At 67.1% G+C, this 24,526-nt stretch carries 27 protein-coding genes and 1 tRNA gene; 24 read left to right on the top strand and 4 right to left on the bottom strand.

Annotation, left to right across the window (positions count from 1 at the left end):
• Positions 1 to 4: 4 nt before the first annotated feature.
• The 5 genes from VGC47_06795 (at position 5) to VGC47_06775 (ending at position 3,632) form a co-directional block, all read left to right on the top strand.
• Positions 5 to 202: a hypothetical protein gene (locus VGC47_06795; GenBank protein HEX9855003.1), complete on the top strand. Its 198-nt coding sequence runs from the start codon at positions 5 to 7 to the stop codon at positions 200 to 202.
• Positions 199 to 1,248 carry a phosphotransferase family protein gene (locus VGC47_06790; GenBank protein ID HEX9855002.1) on the top strand — a complete coding sequence of 350 codons (1,050 nt, stop codon included), beginning with the start codon at positions 199 to 201 and terminating at the stop codon, positions 1,246 to 1,248. Before VGC47_06795 ends, VGC47_06790 begins: the two co-directional genes overlap by 4 nt.
• Before the next feature lie 57 nt (positions 1,249 to 1,305).
• A complete protein-coding gene (locus VGC47_06785) occupies positions 1,306 to 1,791 on the top strand; it encodes a flavin reductase family protein (protein HEX9855001.1) in 486 nt (161 codons plus the stop codon).
• A 47-nt stretch (positions 1,792 to 1,838) separates the two neighbouring features.
• The gene (locus VGC47_06780) at positions 1,839 to 2,336 is read left to right on the top strand and encodes a hypothetical protein (protein ID HEX9855000.1); all 498 of its coding nucleotides are present in this window, start codon (positions 1,839 to 1,841) and stop codon (positions 2,334 to 2,336) included.
• A gap of 231 nt (positions 2,337 to 2,567) precedes the next feature.
• Positions 2,568 to 3,632: a bifunctional 3-deoxy-7-phosphoheptulonate synthase/chorismate mutase gene (locus VGC47_06775; protein HEX9854999.1), complete on the top strand. Its 1,065-nt coding sequence runs from the start codon at positions 2,568 to 2,570 to the stop codon at positions 3,630 to 3,632.
• A gap of 20 nt (positions 3,633 to 3,652) precedes the next feature.
• On the opposite strand, the gene VGC47_06770 is transcribed toward VGC47_06775, so the two are convergent.
• Both VGC47_06770 and VGC47_06765 read right to left on the bottom strand, forming a co-directional pair.
• Positions 3,653 to 4,252: a DNA-3-methyladenine glycosylase I gene (locus VGC47_06770; GenBank protein ID HEX9854998.1), complete on the bottom strand. Its 600-nt coding sequence runs from the start codon at positions 4,250 to 4,252 to the stop codon at positions 3,653 to 3,655.
• The gene (locus VGC47_06765) at positions 4,245 to 5,258 is read right to left on the bottom strand and encodes an NAD(P)H-dependent glycerol-3-phosphate dehydrogenase (GenBank protein ID HEX9854997.1); all 1,014 of its coding nucleotides are present in this window, start codon (positions 5,256 to 5,258) and stop codon (positions 4,245 to 4,247) included. The genes VGC47_06770 and VGC47_06765 overlap by 8 nt, the downstream gene beginning before the upstream one ends.
• Before the next feature lie 121 nt (positions 5,259 to 5,379).
• Between VGC47_06765 and VGC47_06760 the strand changes: the two genes are divergently transcribed.
• Both VGC47_06760 and VGC47_06755 read left to right on the top strand, forming a co-directional pair.
• Entirely contained in the window at positions 5,380 to 5,742 is a 363-nt protein-coding gene (locus tag VGC47_06760; protein HEX9854996.1) for a hypothetical protein, read from the top strand.
• 84 nt (positions 5,743 to 5,826) lie between these two features.
• Positions 5,827 to 7,131: a hypothetical protein gene (locus VGC47_06755; GenBank protein ID HEX9854995.1), complete on the top strand. Its 1,305-nt coding sequence runs from the start codon at positions 5,827 to 5,829 to the stop codon at positions 7,129 to 7,131.
• A 15-nt stretch (positions 7,132 to 7,146) separates the two neighbouring features.
• On the opposite strand, the gene hflX is transcribed toward VGC47_06755, so the two are convergent.
• Positions 7,147 to 8,463 (bottom strand): GTPase HflX, encoded by a 1,317-nt coding sequence (hflX, locus tag VGC47_06750; GenBank protein HEX9854994.1) that lies wholly within the window; start codon positions 8,461 to 8,463, stop codon positions 7,147 to 7,149.
• A gap of 187 nt (positions 8,464 to 8,650) precedes the next feature.
• Here hflX and VGC47_06745 point away from each other — a divergent pair, with 187 nt between their 5' ends.
• The 6 genes from VGC47_06745 (at position 8,651) to VGC47_06720 (ending at position 15,360) form a co-directional block, all read left to right on the top strand.
• Positions 8,651 to 10,051, top strand: coding sequence for an ABC transporter substrate-binding protein (locus tag VGC47_06745; GenBank protein HEX9854993.1), 1,401 nt, complete (start codon positions 8,651 to 8,653; stop codon positions 10,049 to 10,051).
• A gap of 85 nt (positions 10,052 to 10,136) precedes the next feature.
• The gene (locus VGC47_06740) at positions 10,137 to 11,417 is read left to right on the top strand and encodes a branched-chain amino acid ABC transporter permease (protein HEX9854992.1); all 1,281 of its coding nucleotides are present in this window, start codon (positions 10,137 to 10,139) and stop codon (positions 11,415 to 11,417) included.
• Positions 11,417 to 13,246 carry a leucine/isoleucine/valine transporter permease subunit gene (locus VGC47_06735; GenBank protein ID HEX9854991.1) on the top strand — a complete coding sequence of 610 codons (1,830 nt, stop codon included), beginning with the start codon at positions 11,417 to 11,419 and terminating at the stop codon, positions 13,244 to 13,246. Before VGC47_06740 ends, VGC47_06735 begins: the two co-directional genes overlap by 1 nt.
• On the top strand, positions 13,246 to 14,058 hold the full coding sequence (locus VGC47_06730; GenBank protein ID HEX9854990.1) for an ABC transporter ATP-binding protein: 813 nt from the start codon (positions 13,246 to 13,248) through the stop codon (positions 14,056 to 14,058). The genes VGC47_06735 and VGC47_06730 overlap by 1 nt, the downstream gene beginning before the upstream one ends.
• Before the next feature lie 2 nt (positions 14,059 to 14,060).
• Entirely contained in the window at positions 14,061 to 14,792 is a 732-nt protein-coding gene (locus tag VGC47_06725) for an ABC transporter ATP-binding protein (protein HEX9854989.1), read from the top strand.
• Positions 14,793 to 14,925: 133 nt separating this feature from the next.
• Positions 14,926 to 15,360 (top strand): CBS domain-containing protein, encoded by a 435-nt coding sequence (locus tag VGC47_06720; protein HEX9854988.1) that lies wholly within the window; start codon positions 14,926 to 14,928, stop codon positions 15,358 to 15,360.
• Positions 15,361 to 15,409: 49 nt separating this feature from the next.
• Here VGC47_06720 and VGC47_06715 read toward each other — a convergent pair whose 3' ends face one another.
• Positions 15,410 to 15,730, bottom strand: a complete 321-nt coding sequence (locus VGC47_06715) for a ferredoxin (protein ID HEX9854987.1) — start codon at positions 15,728 to 15,730, stop codon at positions 15,410 to 15,412.
• Positions 15,731 to 15,840: 110 nt separating this feature from the next.
• On the opposite strand from VGC47_06715, the gene VGC47_06710 reads away from it, so the two are divergent.
• The 11 genes from VGC47_06710 (at position 15,841) to VGC47_06660 (ending at position 24,517) form a co-directional block, all read left to right on the top strand.
• Positions 15,841 to 15,935 (top strand) — tRNA-Sec (locus VGC47_06710).
• 267 nt (positions 15,936 to 16,202) lie between these two features.
• Positions 16,203 to 16,448, top strand: coding sequence for a DUF1778 domain-containing protein (locus VGC47_06705; protein HEX9854986.1), 246 nt, complete (start codon positions 16,203 to 16,205; stop codon positions 16,446 to 16,448).
• Between the two features lie 23 nt (positions 16,449 to 16,471).
• Positions 16,472 to 16,963 (top strand): N-acetyltransferase, encoded by a 492-nt coding sequence (locus VGC47_06700; protein HEX9854985.1) that lies wholly within the window; start codon positions 16,472 to 16,474, stop codon positions 16,961 to 16,963.
• 91 nt (positions 16,964 to 17,054) lie between these two features.
• Complete coding sequence (locus tag VGC47_06695) at positions 17,055 to 18,206, top strand: helix-turn-helix domain-containing protein (protein ID HEX9854984.1); 1,152 nt, start codon at positions 17,055 to 17,057, stop codon at positions 18,204 to 18,206.
• A gap of 82 nt (positions 18,207 to 18,288) precedes the next feature.
• Positions 18,289 to 19,134 (top strand): hypothetical protein, encoded by an 846-nt coding sequence (locus VGC47_06690; GenBank protein ID HEX9854983.1) that lies wholly within the window; start codon positions 18,289 to 18,291, stop codon positions 19,132 to 19,134.
• A gap of 111 nt (positions 19,135 to 19,245) precedes the next feature.
• The gene (gene coxB / locus VGC47_06685; protein HEX9854982.1) at positions 19,246 to 20,361 is read left to right on the top strand and encodes a cytochrome c oxidase subunit II; all 1,116 of its coding nucleotides are present in this window, start codon (positions 19,246 to 19,248) and stop codon (positions 20,359 to 20,361) included.
• A gap of 61 nt (positions 20,362 to 20,422) precedes the next feature.
• Entirely contained in the window at positions 20,423 to 22,309 is a 1,887-nt protein-coding gene (gene ctaD, locus VGC47_06680; GenBank protein HEX9854981.1) for a cytochrome c oxidase subunit I, read from the top strand.
• Positions 22,309 to 22,917: a heme-copper oxidase subunit III gene (locus VGC47_06675; GenBank protein ID HEX9854980.1), complete on the top strand. Its 609-nt coding sequence runs from the start codon at positions 22,309 to 22,311 to the stop codon at positions 22,915 to 22,917. The genes ctaD and VGC47_06675 overlap by 1 nt, the downstream gene beginning before the upstream one ends.
• Before the next feature lie 2 nt (positions 22,918 to 22,919).
• Complete coding sequence (locus tag VGC47_06670; protein ID HEX9854979.1) at positions 22,920 to 23,213, top strand: cytochrome C oxidase subunit IV family protein; 294 nt, start codon at positions 22,920 to 22,922, stop codon at positions 23,211 to 23,213.
• Positions 23,214 to 23,228: 15 nt separating this feature from the next.
• A complete protein-coding gene (locus VGC47_06665) occupies positions 23,229 to 24,056 on the top strand; it encodes a cytochrome c oxidase assembly protein (protein ID HEX9854978.1) in 828 nt (275 codons plus the stop codon).
• Between the two features lie 89 nt (positions 24,057 to 24,145).
• Positions 24,146 to 24,517 (top strand): hypothetical protein, encoded by a 372-nt coding sequence (locus VGC47_06660; GenBank protein HEX9854977.1) that lies wholly within the window; start codon positions 24,146 to 24,148, stop codon positions 24,515 to 24,517.
• Positions 24,518 to 24,526 lie beyond the last annotated feature (9 nt).

The raw sequence follows: 24,526 nt of genomic DNA, 5'->3' as shown, positions 1-24,526 counted from the left end.
CGCCGTGACCGCCGCGCAGATCGTCGTGCTCGTGGTCGGCACTCTGCTGAGCCTCGCCGGGGTCGCCATCGTGCTCAGACGGGAGCTGGCGTCGAGCGAGGTGCGCCGCCGCGTCTCGGCAGGTCGCGACCTCGTCGAGCTGTTGCTGCCCGCTCTCGGGCTCGTGCTCCTCGTAGTGCTCGCGTGGCGCACCGTCGGATGAGGGCGGCCGACACCACGCCGATCCGCCCCGAGGAGCGTTTCGACGAGGCCGCCGTGACCCGTCATCTGCGGGAGGCGCTGCCCGACCTCGTCGCGGAGCATCCGATCTCGTACGACCAGTTCCCGGGGGGCGCCGCCAACCTCACGTACCGGGCGGTCGCCGGTCCCGTCGAGCTCGTGCTGCGTCGCGCTCCGCTCGGGGACGTTGCCAGGGGCGGCCACGACATGGCGCGGGAGCACAAGGTCCTGTCGCGGCTATGGCGCCGGTTTCCCCAAGCGCCGCGTGCGTGGCACTACTGCGGCGACCCTTCCATCATGGGCAAGCCGTTCTTCGTGATGGAGCGTCGCCAGGGCCACGTCGTGAGGGACGCATGGCCGGCGGCGTTCGGGGAGGGCGCCGCAGCCCGCAGGAGAACCGCCGAGTCCCTCGTGGAGACGTTGGCTCGGCTCCACCGGATCGATCCCGCCGACGTCGGGCTCTCCGACCTCGGCCGCCCCGAAGGTTTCGTTTCGAGACAAGTCGAGGGCTGGGCGGCGCGCTGGGAGGACGCCAAGACCCGAGACGTCCCGGACGTCGGGCCGGTCCTCGACGCCCTCCGCGGCGGTGTGCCCGAGCCGCAGGCCTCCGTGGTTCTCCACAACGACTACAAGCTCGACAACACCATGCTCGACGACGACGGCGAGGTCGTGGCGGTCTTCGACTGGGACATGGCGACGCTCGGTGACCCCCTCGTCGACCTGGCGACGCTCGTCGGATACTGGGCGGATGCCTCCGACCCGACATATCTCGTGTTCGCGGAGAGGGCGGTGACGCTCACCCCCTACATGACGAAGGACGAAGTGGTGGCGCGGTACGCCGCCGCGGCAGGCTTCCGCCTCGACGACTTCGAGTATTACCTGGGGCTGGCCTACTTCAGGATCGCCGTGATCATCGAGCAGATCTTCGCTCGCTATGCGAGGGGGCAGACCACCGATGCACGGTTCGCCCGCTACGAGGCGCTGGCGCCGCTCCTCGTCGCGGCGGCACGCCGGGTGCTCGCAGCGTGAGGGATGCCGGAGGATGCGGTGGCGGCGCTGCCTAAGCTCCCACGCCGAGGTGGCTGGTTGGAACCCGTACGGCTCGACCGCGAGACATTTCGATCGACCCTGAGTCGATTCGCCAGCGGAGTGACTGTCGTCACCTCGGCGCTCGGTGGTGACATCGGTGGGATGACCGTGTCGGCGTTCTGCTCGGTAGCCCTCGAGCCGCATCTCGTGCTGGTCTCTCTGGCGGTCGACAAGGAGACGACCAAGCTCGTGGCAGAGTCGGCCATGTTGGCGGTGAACATCCTCTCGGCCGGCCAGGAGCGACTGTCGGAGCGATTCGCCTTCGTCGATCACGGGGAGCGCTTCGACGGTGTCGACTGGAGCCGGGGGGTCACCGGCCTCCCTCACCTCGCCGGGGCCCTCGCAGTGCTGGAGTGCCGCGTGACGGCGTCGCTTCCGGCCGGTGACCACGTCATCTATGTGGGCGAGGTCCATGCCGCCTGGATCGCCGACGGCGAGCCACTGGTCTACAGCCAGGGTGCATACCGGCCCCTGAAAGACTGACTCGGAGGGGCTTCCCATGGGTTGCGGCACGATGTAATCTTGTAATCATGCAGCGACCGACCGTGGAACAGGCAGAGTTGGATGAGTTCTTCGCCGAGCGGATCCCGGACTGGTTCGAGGGCGAGGTCCAGGTCACGTTCGACGACGCAGAGATCCTCGTGGTGGGGAGGCTCCCCGCCGCCGACGACCCGCTGGTCGCCATCGACGAGCACAGGGAGGAAACGAGAGCTGCCAGGATGCACATCGCCGCCGAAGCGGAGGGCAAGTACCTGCGCAAGGTCGGCTGGGGCGCCAGGTGCGGCGATACGGGGGTGCTCTTCACGCATCTCTCGATCCCGGCGATGACCCGGCTCCGGCTCTCGGAGCGCCGGGTGCTCGACACGCTCGTCGACGGTGGCGTCGCTCGAAGCCGCAGCGACGCCCTCGCGTGGTGCGTTCGGATGGTCGAGAAGAACCTGGATGTCTGGCTCGCCGAGCTGAGAGAGGCGCTCGTGCACGTCGAAGAGGTACGGAGGCGCGGTCCCGGACAGGCTCCGACCCCCTAGTCGTCGCCCGATCCCGTGACGGCGAGCCCAGATCCCAGGTTGCCGGGCCCTCGAGTGAGCGGTACATTGCCCGAGATGCCAGCCACACGCTCCTACGCGTACGTCTTTACCGGGTCGCCGGCCCGGGCCGAGGAAGCGCGCTGACGAGCAGCTGACGCATCACCACCAGCCCGAAGCCGGACGAGGCTTCGGGCTTCTTGTTGTCCGGGGCCTCCAACATCAGGAGCATCCATGAGCGAGACCCCGCAACTCAAGAGCCACAGGAAGTCGACGGCCGAGACGACGATCGTCGTCGCCGGGAACGTCCGCTTCGGTGACGGCTCGTACCCGGTCATCGCGGGTCCGGTGGCGGTCGAATCCGAAGAGCAGATCGATGCGGTCGCCGCCGCCGCCGCAGAAGCCGGTGCTTCGATGCTGAGGGGCGGCACCTACAGGGCGGAGACGTCCCCGTACGGGTTCAAGGGCCTCGGTGAGGACGGCTTGTGGAAGCTCGAGCACGCAGGGCGCACCAGCGACCTGCCGACCGTGACCGAGGTACTCGAGCCGAAGCACGTCGACCTCGTGGCCGAGCACATCGACATGATCGAGATCGGCCCGGACAACATGCAGAACTTCGTCCTGCTGCGAGTGGCGGGCGCGACCCAGAAGCCGGTGATGCTCCACCGGGGCCAGTCGGCCACGATCGACGAGTGGCTCATGGCTGCCGAGTACATCCTCAACGAGGACAACGACCAAGTCGTCCTCTGCGAACGAGGCTCCCGCGGATTCGATCCGCGCACCTCCGACACCCTCGACATCTCGACCGTTCCCGTCGTGCAGCGCCTCTCTCACCTCCCGATCGTGATCGACCCGGGAACGGGGCGGGCCGGCTCAGAGCTGATCCGACCGCTGGCGCTGGCCGGTCGGGGGGCGGGCGCCGACGGCCTCGTCGTGTCGGTGCATCCGTCGCCGGCATCTGCGATGGCAGGCAACGGCGGGCAGATGGACATAGCCGGCTTTCGCGAGCTGATGCATTCGCTCGGCATCCCGACGCTGCGCGACGAGATCGACAGGATCGACCGCGAGCTGGTGAGGCTCGTCGCCGCCAGGCTGCACTCCTCGGTCGAGATCGCCAGGATCAAGTCCGCCAGGGGCCTCCCGATGCGCTCTCCCGAGAGGGAGGCGGAGCTCGTCGCAGAGGCGCGAGCCGACGCCGTGTCGCTCGGCGTCGACCCCGATTACGTACAAGCCCTGATGGAGGTCGTCCTGGCGCACAGCAGGGCTGCACAACAACTGGCCGTCGGCGACCCGGCCTGACGTCCACAGCGCCGGCGGCGTCACGCCGGCCGGGTGAACGCCGATCGCTCCCGTTCGACCTCGGCGTACGCATGACACGCCTCCAAGTGGTCGTTCACGATCCCCATCGCCTGCATGAAGGCGTACACGGTCGTCGGCCCGACGAAGCTGAATCCTCGTTTCTTGAGGTCCTTGGCGAGCGCCGTCGACTCCTGGCTCGTCGGTTCGAGCTTCGGGCGCGCCCCAGGCGGCTCCCACGGCCAGAAGTATGCGGCCAGCGACCCGCGCTCGGCCCGGATCTCGACGGCCCGCTTGGCGTTGTTGATGGTGGACTCGATCTTCCCCCTGTGGCGGATGATCGACTCGTCACCGAGGAGGCGGGTGACGTCACGGTCGGTCATGGCGGCGACCCGTTCGAGGTCGAATCCGTGGAAGGCGGTGCGGAACCCTGGGCGGCGACGGAGGATGGTCAACCAGCTGAGACCCGACTGGAAACCTTCGAGGCACAGCTTCTCGAACAGCAGGCGTTCCTCCGCCACGGGACGTCCCCACTCCCGGTCGTGGTACTCGGCGTAGTCCGGGGTGGAGGCGCCCCACCAGCATCGGGCGGTACCGTCATCTCCGATCACGACCTCATACACCGGGGATCCCTTCGTGCTCGGAGCGAGCCTCGCGTGCCATCAGCGACGTCAGCGCCTCTGTCGGGGTTGCGCCCTCGTAGAGCACCCGCCCGACCTGCTCGGCGATGGGCATCTCGACCCCGTGCCTCGCCGCCAGCGCCAGCACTCCCTCGGTGGACTTCACGCCTTCCGCCACCATCTTCATCTCGGCCGTGACCTCGTCGAGGGATCTGCCCATCCCCAGGCCGAATCCGACCTGGTGGTTCCTCGATCGCGTGCTGACGCACGTGGCGATGAGGTCGCCCATCCCAGCCAGGCCCGAGAAGGTGATCGGCCGGCCACCCATGGCAACGCCGAGCCTCGTCAGCTCGGCCAGTGCCCGCGTGATGAGAGTCGCCGTGCTGTTGTCGCCGAAGCCGAGCCCGTGCGCCATTCCCGCCGCGATGGCCATCACGTTCTTGACCGCACCCGCCGACTCGGAGCCGATCACGTCCGTGTTGGTGTAGACGCGGAATGTCGGCGACATGAACAGGCCCCGCAGCTCGTGGGCGACGCCCTCGGCCTCCATGGCGATCACGGAGGCGGCCGGCTGGCCTTCCACGATCTCTCTCGCCAGGTTCGGCCCGGTGAGCACTCCGATCGTCTCCACCGGGTGCTCGGGCAGCACGTCTGAGATGACTTCGGTCATGCGCATCAACGTGCCGTGCTCGATGCCCTTGGCGAGGCTGATGATCGGGACGTCGCTTCTCACACCTGCCGCCGCCGACGAGAGCACCTCCCGCATCCCGTGCGACGGCACTCCGAGCACGAGGACATCCGCCTGCGCGACCGCCTCCTCGAGGGAGTCGGTGGCCGCGATCGGGTCGGGGAGCGCCAAGTCGGGCAGGTACGCCGGGTTCCGGCGCTCCGTGTTGATCGCATCCGCCAGGTCGCGGCGCCGCGCCCAGAGCGTCACCGGCGCCCGGGCGGACACCATGGCGGCGACGGCCGTCCCCCAGGATCCTGCGCCGACCACGGTGACGTGCATGGATCGATAGTACGGGGGACGTGACCTGCCGTCCCCTAGGGACGGCGGGCCTTCACCTGCCGTCCCCTAGGGACGGCAGGCGTTGACTCCAGTGCCTGGGCGAATGTCCGATAATCAACCCGTGAACTTCATGTGGGGATATCTGATGGGAAGCCGCGACCAGTCGCTCAACCGCGCCGCGGCGTCGTCCATGAGCGCCCCGAGCACGCCGGAGGCGAAGGTCATGGCGCTGCACGACCGGATCGACCGACTCGTGCTCGTCGTGCAGGCCATGTGGGCGCTCCTCGAGGAGAGCGGCCTCAGCCCGGAACAGCTCGAGGCGAAGATCGGCGAGCTCGACATGCTCGACGGCCACGAGGACGGCCGGGTGACGAGGTCGGCGACCGAGTGCCGCCACTGTGGCGCCGCCGTCCCGCCCCACCGGACGACCTGCCAGTTCTGCGGCGGCGACATTGGAGATCACGATCCGTTCGCTCAGGTGTGACCTGCGCCGGCTCTCAGGAAGCCCCCGAGCGTCAGGCTCGCCTACTTGCTGTGAGTCAGGTCGGCTCCTGATACCTTGGACACCGTGACGGAGGCGCCTCGTCCTGCAAGCCGGATGCGACGAGCGGTTCGCAGCGGATCACGGCGCACCGCCGAGCGCCTCCGCCTCCTCTTCTCGTCACGTGGCGCAGGTTTCCGTCGACTCGGCCAGGCACACGCAGGCTCCGTGGCCGGGGACACCCTGGTAGCGATGGCCTTGGCAGGGACGCTCTTCTTCCAAGTGCCGTCGACTCAGGCGCGCGAGCGGGTCGCCCTCTACCTCCTCATCACACTGGCGCCCTTCGCCGTGCTGGGGCCCTTCCTCGGAAGGATCTTCGAGAGGTTCCCGACTGCGTACCGCAGCGGAATGGTCGCCAGCGCCGGACTGAGGGCCTTCACGGCGATCGTGATGGCCTTCCAGCTCGACTCGATCGTCCTCTTCCCGCTGGCGTTCGCATTGCTTGTCATGTCCCGCTTCCACGGCATCGCCCGCTCGAGCGTGCTCCCCGTCGTCCTCTCGGGACCTCACGAGGTGATCACGGCGAACGCCCAGATCGCCAGGATCGGCGTGCTCGGAACGGCCGCCGTCGCCCCCTTCGGCTTCCTCGGGATCTGGGGCATCGGCGCCGAGTTCGTACTCGTGCTCGCAGCCGGTGTGTTCGTGGCCTCCGCGGTTGCCGCTCGGGGCCTGCCACAGCTCGACGTCGTGCTCGACGCCGCCGCCCGGCGGAGCCCGATGCCTCGTCCCGTCCGTCTCGCTCGCTTCGCAACCGCGGCGGTCCGGCTCCTCAACGGCTTCCTGCTCTTGCTGGTCGCCTTCGAGCTGAAGGAGGTCGACGCACGAGCGCTCGACTTCTCGGCCGTGCTGGCGGCAGGAGGTGCCGGGTTCTTCTTGGCGGCTCTGCTCACGCCGGCCTTCGATCGTTACCTCTCCGAGGAGCCGATGGTCGTCGCCGGCCTCGCCGTCGAGGCTGCAGCTGCGTTCGTCGCCGCCCAGGTCTTCGGTCTCGGCGCGTCGGCGGTCCTGGCGCTCGCCGCCGGCTTGGCGTGGGGCACGGCCAAATTCGGCTTCGACGGGCTGCTCCAGGCGACGATCCCGACGGCCGCCCGGGGCAGGGCCTTCACGAATGCGGAGACCTTCTTCCAATTCGCCTGGGTTCTCGGTGCGCTGGTCCCCGTCGTCCTCAGCGTGCCGATCGGGCTCGGCCTGACCCTCGCAGGACTCCTGGCGCTGTTCATCCAGGTCGTCTACATCTCCGCCGTACTGGTACCGGTCGTCGCCGAGCGCAGGAGAGAGTCGGGGCCTGCCGAGGAGGCAGACCTGTCACGGGACATCATGGATCTCATGTGAGCGGCGCCGAGCCCGTCAGCCGTGGATGGCGAAATCGGAGAAACGGTGGGCGGCGTGCTGCGGGATCTTGGCGTGGACCAAGGTTCCTCTGTCCTCGTGCACCGTCTTCGTGACCTCACCGACCCGGTGCAGCGTCGCCAGAGCGTCGCCGCTGTCGTACGGGAAGAGAAGGTCGAGCTCGACCTTGCCGACTGCGAGCCGGTCGAAGATGGCATCCTCGAGCCGATGACGGCCTTCCCCGGTGAGGGCAGACACCGCCACCGCTCCGGGGTAGAGCGCCAGCAGCCGGTCGACTGCCGCCGGGTCGGCGGCGTCGATCTTGTTGACGACGATCAACTCGGGCAGATCGGCCGCGCCGATCTCGCTGAGCACGGTCCTCACCGCGGTGATCTGTTGATCGGGGTCGGGGTCCGATGCGTCGACGACGTGGACCATGAGATCCGCCTCGTTCACCTGCTCGAGCGTTGAGCGGAACGCCTCGACGAGCTGGTGGGGGAGTCGCCTGACGAACCCGACCGTGTCCGACACGAGGATCTCGTGGCCGCCGGGCATGTGGACCTTGCGCACCGTCGAGTCGAGCGTTGCGAAGAGCTGGTCCTCGACGAGCACGTCGGCGCCGGTGAGGAGGTTGAACAACGTCGACTTCCCGGCGTTCGTGTAGCCGACGAGCGAGACGAGCGGCAGCTTGGACCTTCGGCGAGCCTTGCTGCGCGTCTCCCGCCCCCGGCCGAGCTCCTGGAGCTCGCTCTCGAGCTTGCGGACCCGATCGAGGATGCGGCGCCTGTCTGTCTCGAGCTGGGTCTCGCCGGGGCCCCTCGTGTTGATCCCGGCGCCGAGCCGGGACATCTCGATCCCTCGGCCGCGTAGTCGGGGCAACCGGTAGCGGTGCTGAGCGAGCTCCACCTGGAGCATCCCCTCCCTGCTCGAGGCGTGCTGGGCGAAGATGTCGAGGATCACGGCCACCCTGTCGACCACGTCGCACTCGAAGAGGTTCTGGAGGTTGCGTTGCTGCGCAGGCGTCAGCTCGTTGTCGAACACGACGACGTCGATGTCGAGCGCCTTCGTCGAACTGGCGATCTCTGCCGCCTTTCCCTTTCCGATGAACAGCGCCGCATCCGGGCGATCGCGGCGAACGAGGGTCGCCTCGACCGGCTCGGAGCCTGCGGTCTCGGTGAGCAAGCCGAGCTCGTCGAGCGACCCGTCTGAAGCGCTTGCCTCGCGATCCCGTGTCACGACGCCGACGAGGTAGGCGCGTTGCCTCACCACCTCGACGTCTGTGACGGTGGCGGTCAGGCGAGGCCGCTGCCTGCCGGAGCGTGGTCCATCGGTCATCAGAGGCGATGGTATCCCCCGCCGGGGCGTTGCGGTCACTCCGGGCCCGGCTCACATGCACGGCACGGCCCCATGTGTGTATCTTGAGGGAGCGTGCGAGCCCGGAATGCGTGTCTCCCCGGTGCTTCGTTACACTCACGCGTCACTGCCTGGCTCAGGCCCGGCAATACATGGAGGAATGCAACTGATGAGAAACAAGCGATTCCGCTATCTGCTGGCGGTCCTCGCTGCGTTTGCGCTCCTCGCAGCCGCCTGCGGAGACGGCACGAGCGAGACGACCGCAGCGCCAGGGGACACCACGACGACGTCGGCGGCGCCCGACACCACGGCGCCCCCGGAGACGACGGCGCCCCCGGAGACGACGGCTCCCCCGGAGACCACGGTCCCGCCCTCCGAGCTCGGCACCGTCGAGGTGGCGGCAGGCGAGGCGATCCAGATCCGGTCGCTCCAGGCGATCACCGGTGACGTGTCCTTCCTCGGCATCCCGAACCAGAGGGCTACGGAGCTGGCAATCCTCGACTACGGCCAGATCCAAGGACACGACGTCAACATGGGCCAGGGCTTGGACGACCTGTGCCTGAACGAAGGCGGTCAGGCAGCCGGTCAGACCATCGTCGCCGACACCCAGGTCGTCGGCGTCATCGGCACTTCGTGCTCCGGTGCGGCCGTTGCCGCGGCGCCGTTGATCTCGGCGGCCGGCATGGTGATGATCTCGCCGGCCAACACGTCGCCGGCCCTCACATCGGATCTGCAGGGCAACCCCGGCACCGACTTCAACGTCGGGTACTACCGAACCGCCCACAATGACCTGTTCCAGGGAGCCGCGGCGGCCAAGTTCGTGTTCGAAGAGCTCGGGCTGACCACGGCGGCGGCGATCCACGACGGCGACCCGTACACCAACGGTCTGGCGTCGGCGTTCCGCTCCGCATACGAGGCGCTCGGAGGAACCGTCTCCGTGTTCACTGCGGTCAACAAGGGTGACACCGACATGACGCCGGTTCTCACCGAGGTCGCCGCGGGAAGCCCGCAGCTCATCTTCTTCCCGATCTTCCCGCCGGAGGGTGACTTCATCGTTCAGCAGGTCGGGGGCGTGTCCGGCCTCGAAGACGTCGTCCTCATGGCGGCGGATGGCCTGCTCGTGTCGAACTTCCTCGCCCTGCCCGAGTCGACGGGGATGTACTTCTCCGGCCCGAACACCAACTTCGCAGCGGAGAACGCCAGCGTCACCGGTGTGACGCCGACGGACTTCCTGGCGACGTACGAGTCAACGTATGGGGAGGCGCCGAGCGCGCCGTTCTGGGCCCACTCGTATGACGCCACGATCATGTTGCTGTCTGCAATCGATGCGGTTGCCGTCGACAATGGAGACGGCAGCCTGACGATCGACCGGCAGGCGCTCCGAGATGAGCTATCTGCGACGTCCGGTTTCGCCGGGCTGATCGGTAGTTTGACGTGCGACGAGTTCGGCGACTGCGGCTCGCAGGAGATCTCAGTCGTGCTGCACGAGGGCGACGCCGACGCCACTCCGACGAACGTGCAGTTCAGCGCCGGCCGGGAGGACTTGCTGCCACTGATCACGGGCGGCTGACCCGGTCCGAGAGACGAACGAGACGGCTCGGCGCCGGGGTTTCCCCGGCGCCGAGCCGCGTTTTACGCTTGAATCCCTCGGAATCATGGCAACCGTCACCGAGCGAGCGCCGGCGAGCAATGGGCTCCGAGTCGGGTGGACCTTCGACTGGGTCGAGTCATTCCTCTTCGTCGTCAAGGCGTTCTCGGCGTTCGTCATCCTCTGGGGACTCATCGGCTACATCGCCCTGGCGAGCAGCGGCGAAGCCCTCACCGGCGAGGCGCTACGCGACCTGATCGTCGCCGGCGTCGCCCAAGGATCTATGTACGGGCTCATCGCCCTCGGCTACTCGATGGTCTACGGCGTACTCGGGTTCATCAATTTCGCCCACGGCGAGGTGTTCATGTCGGGCGCCATCGTCGGCTACTTCACCGCGGACGCCTTCTTCCGGACCGGCATGTGGACGAACAACTTCTACGTGTCGATCGTCGTCGTCCTCCTCGCCGCGGTGGCCACGTCGACGGCCCTCGCGGTCTTGATCGAGCGGATCGCCTACCGCCCGCTGCGCGGCGCTCCCCGGCTCATACCGCTCATTACGTCGATCGGGGTGTCCTTCTTCATCCAGAATGCAGTGCTCGGCCTCACGGGCCCGACCGTGAAGACGTACCCCCCACTGACCGAAGTGGGTCTGCCGGAGTGGGTCACGGGTCGCGTGAACTTCGGAATCTTCGCCATCGACGGCACCAAGCTCATCGCCGTCGTAGTCGCCCTCCTTTCGATGCTCGTGCTCTACCAGTTCGTCACCCGCACGAAGACGGGACGGGCGATGCGCGCCGTCGCCGAGGACAAGGAGATCGCTGCCCTCATGGGGATCAACGTCGATCGCACCATCGTGACGACGTTCGCAGTCGGCGGATCGATGGCAGGGGTGGCGGCGCTGCTGTGGGCGATCCTCTTCCGCGGGGTCAACTCGTTCACCGGGTTCCTCCCCGGTATCAAGGCGTTCACCGCCGCCGTGCTCGGCGGGATCGGCAACCTGGTCGGCGCCATGATCGGGGGCATCGCTCTGGGCGTGTTCGAGGGCGTCGGACCGCAGACCATCCTCTTCGGGCTGCGCTGGGAGGTCCCGTTGTGGTTGGGCCTCGTCCTGCTCGCGACAGGGGTGCTCGCGGTCGTGTCGGGACGAGCCAGAGGAACGTCGCGGCTGTACCTGCCGGGTGCCATCGCGATTCTCGGGGGCGTTGCCGGGGTCCTGTCGTGGAGTCAGACGATTCCCGGCCTCTTCCAGATCAAGGATGTGGTTGCGTTCTATGCGCTCTTCCTGGTTCTCATCTTCAGACCATCCGGCCTGCTCGGTGAGCGCCTGGCGTTGGAGGATCGCGCCTGATGGCGACGTCGACGAAGCCCTCCATCGAATCTGCCGGCGAGGCCGCCCGCCCGAACAGGCCCGCCTCCCGCATCGACTGGCGGAAGACCGCCAAGCTCGGGTTCATCGGTGGGCTCACGACGGTGTTCATCGTCGCCATCGGGATGCTCGAGGCGTTCGACAGGAGAATCCTCATCGCTCCGATCCTCAGCCTCGGGTACCTCGCCGTCGGGTGGGTGCCGTTCGGCTCCGGCTACATGGCCTCGAAGCAGGACGTGGTCGAGGGAGCGATTGACTCTCAGAGCGCCATCTCGAAGCTGCTCGCCGGTGCGTTGACGGGCGGCATCACCGCGCTCTTCCTGTGGCTCTTGGCTGTTGCGGTGGATGCGTGGGACATGAGGGGCATCTTCGTGAAGCTCTCTCCCGGCGTCGTCGAGCTCCTCACGTTCGGACGGGGACTGGGCTCGGCGCTCGCCATCCTCGTTGGGGGGTCGTTGTTGCTCGGAGCGCTCGGTGGGGGAGCGTCCATGCTCTCCGAACGAGCCCGCCGCGGCCTCTTCGGGGCCTTGTCCTGGGTGTTTGTCGTCGCCATCCTCCAGGTGGTCGTCAACGACCTGAACGGGTGGTTCCGCACACACCTGTACGACATCAACGGAGGGTTGACCGTCCCCGGTGCGATGGTTGTGGCGGGGGGTGCCGGATTCGTGGCGTATCGTTTCGCAGGCGCCGTCGGGCGCACCCGAGCCCGCCTGCACTCCGGAGAGGCGACGGTGCCGAGCCGGTACCGCATCGTCCTCGGCGTGGTGCTCGTGGTGCTGGCACTCGCACTTCCCGCGTTCTTGGGGACCATCGTGAACGAGCTGCTCGCCAATGTCGGACTGTTCTTGTTGATGGGGCTGGGCCTCAACATCGTCGTCGGTTACGCCGGGTTGCTCGACCTGGGGTACGTTGCGTTCTTCGCGGTCGGGGCGTACACGACGGCGGTCCTCACGTCGCCGATCTCGCCGCGGTTCAAGCCCATGTTGACGGTCGACTTCTTGGCAGCCGGGGGATGGATCGTGCTCGGCGTCGTCGTCCTCGCCGCCATCGTCGCCGGCATCCTGGTCGGCACGCCGGTGATCAGGATGCGGGGTGATTACCTGGCGATCGTCACGCTCGGCTTCGGCGAGATCGTCCGCATCCTCTTCTTGTCCGACTGGCTGTCTCCGACGTTCGGGGGAGCGCAGGGTGTTCGCCAGATCCCGGCCGCCAAGCTCGATGTCCTCGATGTGACGATCACGGGAATCAACCCGAAGTCGATCTTCTACATCGTCATGGTGTTCGTTGCGATCGCCATCTACGTGTCGTGGCGGTTGTCCAAGTCACGCATCGGCCGGGCGTGGGCGGCGATGCGCGAGGACGAATCGGTCGCCGCAGCCATGGGCATCGACACCGTGAGGGCCAAGCTCCTCGCCTTCGTCGCCGGCGCCATCCTTGCCTCCTTCGGAGGGATGATCTTCGCCATCAAGGTCGGCTCGGTGTTCCCCAACAGCTTCGAGCTGCTCGTCTCGATCATCGTGTTGGTCGTCGTCATCGTCGGAGGGATGGGCAACATCCCGGGCGTGATCGTCGGGGCGCTCGTGCTCATCGGCGTGCTCGGCGGGCCCACCCAACCCGGTGTGCTCGCAGAGTTCGCCGAGTTCAAGCTGCTCATCTACGGGGCGATCCTCGTCTACATGATGTTGCAGCGGCCCGAGGGCTTGTTGCCGAGCGTGCGGCGCTCGCGCGAGCTGCACCAGGAGGAGTTCCTCCAGGATGCCTGGATCGTCTCGACGCAGGTAGCCGATGAGACGGCGGAGGCGACGCGCTGATGCCGCTGCTCGAGATCGACCGGCTCGAAAAGGCCTTCGGCGGCCTCAAGGCACTCGGAGGCGTTGACTTCCACATCGACGGCGGCGAGATCGTCAGCGTCATCGGGCCGAACGGTGCCGGCAAGACCACGTTCTTCAACGCCATCTCCGGCATGCTGCCGTCGACCGGATCGTCAGACCACCGCCCGGTACCCGACGCCGGCTCGATCCACTTCGTCGGCGAGGACATCACCGGCCTGGCGCCATCGGAGATCACCCATCGCGGCATCGCCCGCACGTTCCAGAACGTGCGCCTCTTCCCGAACATGACCGTTCTCGAGAACGTGATGGTGGCGAGGCACTGCCGGACGAAACAGGGCCCGCTCGGGGCGATCTTCCAGACCCCGGCGTTTCGGAAGGAAGAGAGGGAGATCGAGGAGAAGGCGAAGGACGTGCTCTCGTTCTTCGGAACGCGGCTCGTCGGTTACCGCTTCGACCAGCCGGCCTTCGCCCTGTCCTACGCCAACCGCCGCCGCCTGGAGATCGCCAGAGCGCTGGCGACCGATCCGACTCTCCTCCTCCTCGACGAGCCGACCGCCGGCATGAATCCGCGTGAGACCTCTGAGCTCACCGGCCTCATCACGAAGATGCGGGACGACCTCGGCGTGACGATCGTCGTCATCGAGCACGAGATGCGCGTCGTCCGCGACGTCTCCGACCGGGTCGTAGTGCTCGACCACGGAGTGAAGATCGCCGAGGGGACATACGGGGAGGTCTCGACGAACGAGCAGGTGATCGAGGCGTACCTCGGGCGCGAGACGGAGGAGGGCTGACGATGGCGGAACACGGCCAGCCGCTGCTCGAGTTCCGCGGGGTGAACACTCACTACGGACCGGTCCACGTCCTCAAGGATGTCGACCTCGTCATCAACTCGGGGGAGATCGTCTGCCTGCTCGGGGGGAACGCCTCCGGCAAGACGACCACCCTGAAGACCATCCTCGGCATGGTGAAGCCGACGGCGGGCGACGTCGTGATCGACGGAAAGATCATGACGGGCGCAACGACGACGAAGATCGTGTCGAGCGGCGTCACGATGGTCCCCGAGAACCGGCGGCTCTTCAAGCGCATGACCGTCAAGGAGAACCTCGAGATCGGCGCCTATCTCCGCGACTCGGAAGATGATCTCGAAGAGGACTACGAGCACATCTTCGCCATGTTCCCGAGGGTGAAGGAGCGGCTCCACCAGAAGGCAGGGACGCTCTCCGGCGGCGAGCAACAGATGGTTGCCGTCGGCCGTGCCCTGATGGCACGCCCCAAGGTGTTGCTCATGGACGAGCCGTCGATGGGGCTGGCGCCGATCCTCGTTCAGCAGAACTTCGAGATCATCCGCCAGATCAACGAGGCGGGCACCACCGTCTTCGTGGTCGAGCAGAACGCCAAGATGGCGCTGTCCATCGCAGACCGGGGCTACGTCCTGATGACGGGACGGATCGTTCTGGCCGACTCGGCGCAGTCGCTCATGGAGAACCCGGACATGCGCCGCGCTTATCTGGGCGAAGTGGAATGAGCGGCTTCGGCTCGGACGCGGCAGTCGACGAGACACGGTGATGGGCTGAGACCTCACCCCGATGGTCGATCCTGCGAACTAGGCCGGGTCCGATTGGTAGGTTTGGGTCGGGAAGGCCGAGAAGGGAGGGACGGTGCAGGGCACGGTTGCGCATCTGCTCGAGACGAAAGGCTCCGCCGTGTGGACGGTCGAGCCCGGCGCCACGGTCTATCGAGCGCTCGAGCTGATGGCGGAGAAGGCGGTCGGCGCACTCGTCGTGACGGACGGTGATCTGCTGGCAGGGATCATCTCCGAGAGAGACTACGCCCGCAAGGTGATCCTCCTCGACCGGGGATCGAAGCAGACGGCGGTCTCGGAGATCATGACGGCGGACGTGGTGACGGTCACGTCGACGAGCACGCTCGGCGAATGCATGAACCTGATGACCGACAAGAGGATCCGCCACCTCCCGGTCGTGGATGAGGAACGCCGTGTCGTCGGTCTGGTCTCCATCGGCGACGTCGTGCGGGCGATCATCGAGTGGCAGCAAGCGATGATCCAAGACCTCGAGAGCTACATCACCGGCTGAGGTCGAGGGAGCTCAGTCGAAACGTGCCGGGCGACCGGACGCGTATCGGTCAGGCGCCCCGGCCGGCGACGATCTCGGCCGAGTACGGCTCGATCATGATGCACTCGCCGGGGCATTCCTCGGCTGCCTCCACCACCACGTCGATGAGCGAATCGGGGACTCTGGCGACCCCGCGGGCCCCCTCCGGCCCGTGTCCATCGCCATCGACACCGTCGAACACGATGGTCGTGCCGAAGTGGGAGGCCTCCTCCTTGACGACCCAGAGGCCGTCATCCCGACCGACGAACACATCGGGCGCGATCTCTTCACAGATCCCATCGCCCGTGCAGAGATCCTGGTCGATCCACACCATCAGTTTCGTTTCGGCCATCACAAATCCCTGGCACAGTCGTTGGTCCCTGCCGCCATCAACTTAGCGGATGTGGCTGGTGTACCAGTAGCTCGCCGAACAGGGCGAATCTCACGGGTACGCTCCCACCCGGAGGCGTCAGGATGCCTGGTGGGTCCCGCGGTCTTCAAAACCGTAGAGGGGGTGAGAGCCCCCTGGCGGGTTCGATTCCCGTCCGCCTCCGCCATTCTCGGTTCGTCCATCGGGTCGCAGTCGCCGAGCCCTTCGGGGCGCGCCCGGGCGCGATAGGGGCGCGCGCGGGAGAATCACTCGAGCAAAATCAGGCACGTCGGCGCTCGTTGCTCGGCGGCTGTCTGGAAGTGAGCCGGGGCGCAGACAGTCGACGACTCGGAGGAGTCGGCGTCGACAGGATGAGTAAGTGGCCGTACATTGGCCGTACACAAGGAGCAGTATGGCGCCCGAAACAAGGCGAACACGGAGTGAGCGTCTCGAAGTGCGAACGACCCCCGAGGAACGTGCCCTGATCGACCGGGCGGTGGCGTTGTCGGGAACCGATATCACGGAGTTCGTCATCACCAATCTGACCACCGCGTCGCTGCGAGTGTTGGCCGATCGCACCGAGTTCAGCTTGGGAGCAGAGGCTCAGCAGGCGTGGGAGGTAATCAACCGGCGTCCGGCGCGTAGCCTCGCCGGGCTCCGTGAACTGATGGCCCGGCCGTCGCCGTTCACCGACGAGTGACGCCACCGTATCGACCTCCGAGGATGCTCGAGGCCGATGACGTCGTCGATGACTTCGAGTGCCGGTCCAACGGGCACACGGAGTGGATGCGTCACCACGCCCGCCAGGCGCATGCCGCCGGCACGGCCAAGGTGCTCGTCGTCACCCCGGCGGGCAGCGATGGGGTGGTGGCCTACTACGCCTGGTCGATGGCCAGCATCTCCATCGAGGACGCTCCGACCCGAGTTCGCAGAGGCGCCGGCCGCTATCCGCACCCGGTGGCGCTGCTGGCTCGCCTCGGGGTGTCGATCGAACACGAAGGCCGCGGGCTCGGCGCCGGTCTCCTCGCCGACGCCATCAGCCGGACGGCGCAACTCGGCACCGAGATCGGATGCCGGGGCTTGCTGGTTCACGCCGAGACACCGCAGGCCCGCGACTTCTACCTCCATCTCATCCCCGAGTTCGAGCGGTCACCGACGGACGACCTCCATCTTGTCTTGCTCATGAAGGACATCCTCGGAACCCTCCGCGACTGACGCCCGGGCGGAGAGCGGCGAGCAGTCTTCCGCATCGCGGGGCGCCTGACCCGTGATACTCGGCCGCTTCGGATATCCTGCCCAGGCTCCCATGGAAGACACCCAGACACTCGGTGACCTCATTCGCGAGAGCCGGCTCGCCCGAGGCTTCTCGCTCGGCCAGTTGGCGACGAAGCTCGGGCAGACCGCAGCCGCCGTGCGCTCTTGGGAGCGCAGCGCCGCATTACCGGGGAGCGACATGCTCGAAGCGCTGGCGGAGGCGCTCTCCCTCGATCGCTCCGACCTGTCCGGCCTGGCTGCCCTCGAGGCCGCCGCGCTGGAGGATGCCCCGTCCGAGGATGCCCCGTCCGAGGATGCGCCGCTCGAGCCTGCCGCGCTCGGGCCCGTCGAGGCAGAGCCCCCGGCAGCCCCGGACGCGGCTGCCGAGGCGGACGCCGGGGCGGCCGAGGTGGAGGCCGAAGTGGAGGTCGAGGCCGAGGCCGGGCAAGCCGGTGAGCCTGAGCCGGATACCCAGGCGGACTCCGAGGTCGATGTCGAGGCGGATGCCGACGCGGAGTCGACTGTTGAGGCGGAGGTTGAGGCGCAAGTCGACACGGAGTCGGCCATCGAAGCCGACGACGCCGGCGAGGCCGGCCCGGAAGCCGATGACATCGAGTATTTGCACGACGGCCTGGATCTGATCGAGCTCGCCGAGATCCAGGCGTACGCCGGCCATGCCGAGGCTGAGGGAGCCGAGGCCGACGAGGACGCTGCAGAGCCGGCATCGTTGGCTGACGACGCCGAGGCGAGGGTCGACGAGGAGGACGTCGCCCCACCTGTGGAGGCGGCGGTCGACACGGTCCCCCCGTACCCCGGGGCGGACGAGATCGTGGTGCACTCGGCGTCGGCGGCGACGGCCGACACCCCTCTCGCAGACCTGCCCACGGAGACCATCGGACCGCCGATCGCCGCCGCTCACCCCGGCAGCGCCGTCGCGGCCGCCAGCGGAAGCCCTTCGACGGCCGTCGCCGTCGAAGAGACACCCGACACCGATCCGAACTTCAGGCTGACGAACCCGTTCCACCTGCTGTTCGACCCGACGAAGAACTGGCTGTACTGGATACGGGCCGCCCTCACCGTGGTCATCCTCCTCGTGCTCCTGCGTGTGCTCTTCTGGGCCGTCGTCGAGCTATGGGAGGCGATCACGGACGTCCTCGGGTCCTTCCGGTCGACGGACGAAGTCGATCAGCTGATCAACACCTGACGCCGTCGCTGGGATCGGTCGGACCGGCGTGCGAACCTCACCGGCGGCGGAGGGCGCCCGGGTGGTCACCTATCGTCAAGCCGTGCACCGTATGAGGTCGATGCTCGGCGCCCTCCTGGCGACCGCACTCGTCGCAGGGGCGTGTGGCGGCTCCGGCGGCGGGCCGTTCCCGGAAGGCTGGTTCCCGGTCCAAGCGGCGTCCGATGTCGGGATCGGCCATTACCGGGTCCTGGTCGGCGTCGTAGGCCCGGACAACTCGCGGCTCGGGTCGGAGGGCGATCCGGTCACGATCGAGGTGGCGCCCGAGCAAGACTCGGATGCGACGCAGCGCGCCGAAGGGATCTACACGTCGATCGTCCCGGGGGTCGGCCTCTACCGGGCCGAGTTCGACTTCGACGTCGTCGGCACCTGGACGGTGACTGTGATCCCGAGCTCCGGGCCGTCCGGGGTGACCGCGCTCACAGTGCGGGAACAGACCCAGGCACCCGCTTTGGGCTCAACGGCTCCGTCCGTCGCCAGCCCGACGCTCGATGACCTGCCGATCGACGAGTTGACGACGGATCCCGAGCCCCTCGATCGGCTGTACGAGCAGTCGATCGATGAAGCGCTGGCGTCGGGTCGCAAGAGCGTGATCACGTTCTCGACTCCTGCGTTCTGCAGGACCGAGGCGTGTGGCCCCCTGCTCGAGGTCGTGAAAGGCGTCGCCCCGCAGCACCCAGACGTGAACTTCGTCCACGTCGAGGTGTACACCGGGTTCGACGACGCGGCATTCTCCCCGGACGACCCGAGCTTTCTGGCGCCCTCGGTTGTGGCGTTCGGCCTGCCATCCGAGCCTTGGATCTTCGTGACCGACGAGCAGGGGACGATCATCGGCCGCTTCGAGGGTGTCGTGGCGTCCGAGGAGCTCACCGCCCTGCTGGCGCCCTGACAGGCCGCGGGGGCTTCGTTTCCGCCTGCGGAGGGCGGCGGGCGATGATTTCATTCACGTCACGGCCATAGGTACGATTCCCGCCGGCTCAGCGCGGCGCCAGGAGAGGATTTGAGCGAGCACAGGACAACCGGGTCGCCTCGCCGCCGCTCGGCAGCCCTCGGAGTCACCGCCCTCGCCGCAGCCGTCTCCGCCTGCTCCGGCTCCGGTCCCCAGTCGTCGCTCGAGCCACAGGGCCCGGTGGCGCGCCAGATCGACGACCTGTGGAAGCTCGTCTTCGTGCTGGCGACCGTCGTGTTCGCGATCGTCATGGCGGGGATGCTCTACTCGATGATCCGTTACCGGGAGCGCAAGGGGGACGAGCGCGAGCCGAAGCAGGTCCACGGGAACACCGCCCTCGAGATCACATGGACCATCCTGCCTGCGGTTCTGCTGGCGGTGCTCGCCGTGCCGACGCTGCAGGTGCTCTTCGAGGTCCGGGCCGTGCCGCAAGGCGACGACGTCCTGCAGATCACGGTGACGGGCCACCAGTGGTGGTGGGAGTTCGAGTACCCGAACGAGGTGACGGATGACGGCAGGACGCTCATCACGGCCAACGAGCTGCACATCCCCGTCGACACGGTGGTGAACCTCACGATGACCTCGGCTGACGTGATCCACTCGTTCTGGGTGCCTCCCCTCAATGGAAAACGCGACGTCGTCCCGGGTCGCATCACCACGCTGACACTCGAGGCCGACGAGCCGACCCCCCCCGGCGAGCCGATTCCCGGGCAGTGCGCCGAGTTCTGCGGGCTGGCCCATGCCGACATGCGGGTCAAGGTGTTCGTCGACGACCAGGCGGGCTACGAGGAATGGGTGGCTCAACAGCTCGAACCGGGCGTCGTCCCGGCGGACGAGCTCGGCGCGGCGGGCTACGAGACGTTCACGCAGGTGTGCACGACGTGTCACCAAGCCACCGTCGTCGACGCCGATGGCCTGCTCAGCATCCAGGGAGCGAGACTGGCCCCCGACCTCACGCACTTCTCGAGCCGCAGCTACTTCGGCGGGGCGGTCTTCGAGAACACCGACGAGCAGCTGCGCCGGTGGATCGACGACCCGAGCTCGATCAAGCCGATGCATCCCGAGTTCAACGACCTCGAATCCGGCCGGATACTCGGAATGCCCGACTACGGCCTCACCGAGGCGCAGATCGACGCGTTGGTGTCGCTCCTGCGAGCTTGGGACTGATGAAGACCGGAGGCCTGAACCGTCTCGACCGGCGATACCATGAGGAGGAGGTGATCTGCACATGGCGGTGACGACCGAAGCGGTCGTGCTCGGCTCACAGGGCCCGAAAGGGGTCTGGGCCTGGATCACGACCGTGGACCACAAACGCATCGGTCTCTTGTACGGGGTCACCGCCGGGGTCTTCTTCTTCATCGCCGGCATCGAGGCCTTGCTGATCCGGCTCCAGCTGATCGGGCCGAACCAGAGCATCCTCACGGCGGAGGCCTACAACCAGCTGTTCACCATGCACGGGCTGACGATGGTGTTCCTGGTGATCATGCCGATCGCGGCGGCCTTCACCAACTACTTCCTCCCGATCCTCCTCGGCGCCCGAGACGTCGCCTTCCCGCGCCTCAACGCCTTCTCCTACTGGCTGTTCCTGTTCGCCGGGCTCCTCATCTACTCGTCGTTCCTGCTGGGAGGGGCGCCGGACGGGGCTTGGGTCGGGTATGCGCCGCTGTCCACGGAGCTCACCGAGGTCGTGCGCATGGACTTCTGGGCTGTCGGGCTGCAGCTTCTCGGTGTCGCCTCGATCGCAGCGTCTGCGAACTTCATCGCGACCGCATTCACGATGCGGGCTCCCGGGATGACCATGCTGCGCATGCCCGTGTTCGCGTGGATGTCCCTGGTCGTGGCGTTCCTGCTCATCTTCTCATTGCCCGCCGTCGGGATCGGGCTGTTCCAGTTGTTCCTGGATCGCAACTTCGGGGCGGTTTTCTACCAGGCAGCCGCCGGCGGTGATCCTCTGCTCTGGCAGCACCTGTTCTGGATCTTCGGGCATCCGGAGGTCTACGTGCTCGTGCTCCCCGCGATGGGGATCGTCTCCGAGGTCTTGCCCGTCTTCTCACGCAAGCCGCTCTTCGGGTATCCGTTCGTGGTGTTCTCCGGCGCCGCCATCGGCTTCATCGGGTTCGGCGTCTGGTCGCACCACATGTTCACCTCCGGGATGGGCCCCATCGCCGAGGCCGGGTTCGGTATATCGACCATGATCATCGCCGTGCCGACGGGCGTGAAGATCTTCAACTGGATCGGGACGACGCTCGGGGGACGAATCCGGTACTCGACGCCGATGTTGTTCGCGCTCGGCTTCATCGCGATGTTCGTCATCGGGGGATTGTCCGGCGTCACCCATTCGATCGTCCCCACCGACTCGCAACAACACGACACGTACTACGTCGTCGCCCATTTCCACTACGTGCTGTTCGGGGGGGCCGTGTTCGGGTACGTGGCCGGCGTCTACTACTGGTTCCCGAAGTGGACCGGCCGCATGCTCGACGAGCGGCTCGGCAAGGTCCACTTCTGGCTGATGCTCATCGGCTTCAATCTCACCTTCGGGCCGATGCACATCCTCGGCCTCAACGGGATGCCGAGACGCACTTATCGGTACGGCGAAGGCCTCGGCTGGGACTTCTGGAACCTGATCGCCACCATCGGGGCGTTCACGATCTTCGTGGCGTTCGTCGTGTTCGCCGTGAACATCGTCAGGAGCCACTTCCTCAAGAAGGGAGAGATCGCAGGGGACGACCCATGGGACGGGAGGACGCTCGAGTGGTCCATCTCCTCACCGCCGCCGGTCCACAACTTCGACGAGATCCCGGTCGTGCACTCCCTCGACGACTTCTGGCACCGCAAGTACGCCGAGGACGAAGACGGGAGAGCGGTGCCGATGCCGGCGGTTTCGGGAGCGGAGGCCGCCGTCGATACGGGAGGCGGCGCCGAGCGCGGGTCCATCCACATGCCGTCGCCGTCCTACTACCCGGCGCTCTCGGCCTTCGGGCTGATCATCACGGGAGCGGGGCTCGTCTACATCCCATGGGGCTTCATCGCAGTCGGGCTCGGTTCGCTGATCACGGTGTGGGGCTTGTTCGGGTGGTCGCTCCAGCCCGTCGCCAAAGAGCCGGGGCACTGATGTCGACCCAGTCGGCCGCCGAGCATCTGCCGGGGGCGCACGACGCCGACCACCACGACGTCCATCCCATCCGCAAGACCGCCATGTGGGTGTTCCTCGGGTCGGAGTGCGTGTTCTTCGGTGCGATGATCTCGACGTTCCTCCTCTATAGGAACACGACGGGAGAGGGCCCGGGAGCGGAGCTCTTCAACGTGCCGTTCACGTCGGCCAGCTCGTTCATCCTGCTGATGAGCTCGCTGACGATGGTGCTGGCCCACAACGCCTTCGAGCGCCGCGACATGCGCCAGGCGCGCATCTGGCTGGCGGGGACCGCCCTACTCGGGTCCACCTTCCTGGCGGGCCAGATCTTCGAGTTCACCGAGTTCGTCCACGAAGGGCTCACGCTGACGACGAGCCCGTTCGGGTCGTCGTTCTTCATGCTGACCGGGTTCCACGGCGCCCATGTCGCCATCGGGGTCATCCTCCTGCTGGCGATGTTCTTCCTGTCGCTGAGCGGGCGCCTGTACGCCGATCGAGGGCTCAACGTCGAGCTGATCGGGCTCTACTGGCACTTCGTCGACATCGTCTGGATCGTCATCTTCACCGTCGTCTACCTGCTCCAGATCTGACGATGACGAGCGAGACGACCACCCATCACCCGACCCCGGCGCAGTACTGGATGATCGCGGCGATCCTGGCGCTCATCACGGCCATCGAGGTTACGGTGCCGTACCTGTCTGCGTTCGACGGCACTCCAAGGATCCTGCTCCTCATCGTTCTCGGCTCGGTCAAGTTCGCGGCCGTCGTCGCCTTCTTCATGCATCTCCGCTTCGACAAGCCGCTCTATCGCAACCTGTTCCTGGTCGGCCTCTTCGGGGCTCTCACGATGTTCATCGTGGTGCTGCTCACGTTCACGGCGTTGTGAGCGATGAGGGCTCAGATGATCGCTGCGGCTGAGGCCTCCTTCGGCGACATCGCCCCCTTTCACGTTCATCTCGACATCGTCGGAGTCGCCTTCGCCTTGATCATCGGATACGAGCTGGGCCTGAAACGGCTGCGTGCACCGCTCGCCCCTCGCGGTGAGGTGGCCGTGACGACCTGGCAGCGCTTCTTCTTCTACGCAGGGGTGGCGTCGTTGGCGCTCGTCTCGGCGTGGCCGGTGCACGACATCGGCGAGCGCTCCCTCTTCATGTTCCACATGACCGAGCATCTCGTGCTGAGCCTCGTCACGCCACCGCTCCTCCTGCTCGGGACCCCGTGGTGGCTGTTGCGGGCGCTGCTGCGTCCTGCGCTTCCCCTTCTCCGGGTTCTCACCAAGCCGATCGTCGCCCTCGTCGCCTTCAACGCCACCCTCGGGCTTCTCCATGCACCGGGCGTCGTCGACGCCATGCTGGCGAGCAGCGCCTTCCACTTCGTCGCCCACGCCGCCCTGTTCACCACCGCGGTGCTGATGTGGTTCCCCGTCATCGATCCGATCCCCGACCTGCCAGAGCTCCAGCCTTTCGGGAAGATGGGCTACCTCTTCCTGCAGTCCCTCGTCCCGACGGTTCCGGCCTCGTTCCTCACTCTCGGCGACTCGCCCCTGTATCGCGTCTACGAGACGTTCCCGAGGCTCTGGGGGATCTCGGCTCACACGGATCAGGTCATCGCCGGGCTCATCATGAAGCTCGGCGGCGGGCTCATCCTGTGGACCGCCATCGCCTGGGTGTTCTTCAGCTGGTACGCAGAGGAGCAGCGGTTCTCGTCTCCGCGCAGGGTGGCAGGCTAGTGCCGAGACTCGTCGATCGAGCCCGTAGCGACGGCCCGTGACGTCGCATCCAGGACGCGATCGCCCGCAGGTCAAGTGAGCGCAACGCAGTGAGCCGTCGACGTCTGTTCGTCCTGGTCGGTGCTGCGGTGGCGGCGCTCTCTCTCGTCGTGTGGCTCGTCGTAGCCGCCGCGGGCGTCGACGACGCGGCGGACGTCGTCGCCGCCCGCGGCGCCTCGCCTGGAGCGGCCGAGGGGATAGTGGTCGACGTCGTCGGTGACATCACGAGCGTCGAGTCCTTCACGGTACGGTCCGCCGACGGCACGTCCCGCTCGTTCGTTCCCGATGACGGGCTTCTGTTCGGCCACGGCGGCTCGATCGGGCACCTTCGCTCCCATCTCACCAGCGGGGAGCCCGTCCGGGTCAGGTACACGGAGCGTGGAGGAGCACTCGTAGCCGTCGAGGTCGATGACGCCTCGTAGCGCCCCCCT

The organism is Acidimicrobiia bacterium, from assembly GCA_036396535.1.
In the GTDB taxonomy this organism is placed as follows: domain Bacteria; phylum Actinomycetota; class Acidimicrobiia; order Spongiisociales; family UBA5794; genus DASWKR01.
Note: the sequence above shows the minus strand (reverse complement) of the source record. Positions and strands in the feature narration are given on the sequence as shown.

Bases quoted from the DNA above. Each gene is read 5' to 3' on its own strand.
- VGC47_06730 (HEX9854990.1), top strand. From the start codon at position 13,246: ATGCCGCTGCTCGAGATCGACCGGCTCGAAAAGGCCTTCGGCGGCCTC.
- VGC47_06780 (HEX9855000.1), top strand. From the start codon at position 1,839: ATGCAGCGACCGACCGTGGAACAGGCAGAGTTGGATGAGTTCTTCGCC.
- ctaD (HEX9854981.1), top strand. From the start codon at position 20,423: ATGGCGGTGACGACCGAAGCGGTCGTGCTCGGCTCACAGGGCCCGAAA.
- VGC47_06700 (HEX9854985.1), top strand. From the start codon at position 16,472: ATGCTCGAGGCCGATGACGTCGTCGATGACTTCGAGTGCCGGTCCAAC.
- VGC47_06775 (HEX9854999.1), top strand. From the start codon at position 2,568: ATGAGCGAGACCCCGCAACTCAAGAGCCACAGGAAGTCGACGGCCGAG.
- VGC47_06715 (HEX9854987.1), bottom strand. From the start codon at position 15,730: ATGGCCGAAACGAAACTGATGGTGTGGATCGACCAGGATCTCTGCACG.
- VGC47_06740 (HEX9854992.1), top strand. From the start codon at position 10,137: ATGGCAACCGTCACCGAGCGAGCGCCGGCGAGCAATGGGCTCCGAGTC.
- VGC47_06725 (HEX9854989.1), top strand. From the start codon at position 14,061: ATGGCGGAACACGGCCAGCCGCTGCTCGAGTTCCGCGGGGTGAACACT.
- hflX (HEX9854994.1), bottom strand. From the start codon at position 8,463: ATGACCGATGGACCACGCTCCGGCAGGCAGCGGCCTCGCCTGACCGCC.
- VGC47_06665 (HEX9854978.1), top strand. From the start codon at position 23,229: ATGATCGCTGCGGCTGAGGCCTCCTTCGGCGACATCGCCCCCTTTCAC.
- VGC47_06675 (HEX9854980.1), top strand. From the start codon at position 22,309: ATGTCGACCCAGTCGGCCGCCGAGCATCTGCCGGGGGCGCACGACGCC.
- VGC47_06765 (HEX9854997.1), bottom strand. From the start codon at position 5,258: ATGCACGTCACCGTGGTCGGCGCAGGATCCTGGGGGACGGCCGTCGCC.
- VGC47_06695 (HEX9854984.1), top strand. From the start codon at position 17,055: ATGGAAGACACCCAGACACTCGGTGACCTCATTCGCGAGAGCCGGCTC.
- VGC47_06745 (HEX9854993.1), top strand. From the start codon at position 8,651: ATGAGAAACAAGCGATTCCGCTATCTGCTGGCGGTCCTCGCTGCGTTT.
- VGC47_06790 (HEX9855002.1), top strand. From the start codon at position 199: ATGAGGGCGGCCGACACCACGCCGATCCGCCCCGAGGAGCGTTTCGAC.
- VGC47_06735 (HEX9854991.1), top strand. From the start codon at position 11,417: ATGGCGACGTCGACGAAGCCCTCCATCGAATCTGCCGGCGAGGCCGCC.
- VGC47_06670 (HEX9854979.1), top strand. From the start codon at position 22,920: ATGACGAGCGAGACGACCACCCATCACCCGACCCCGGCGCAGTACTGG.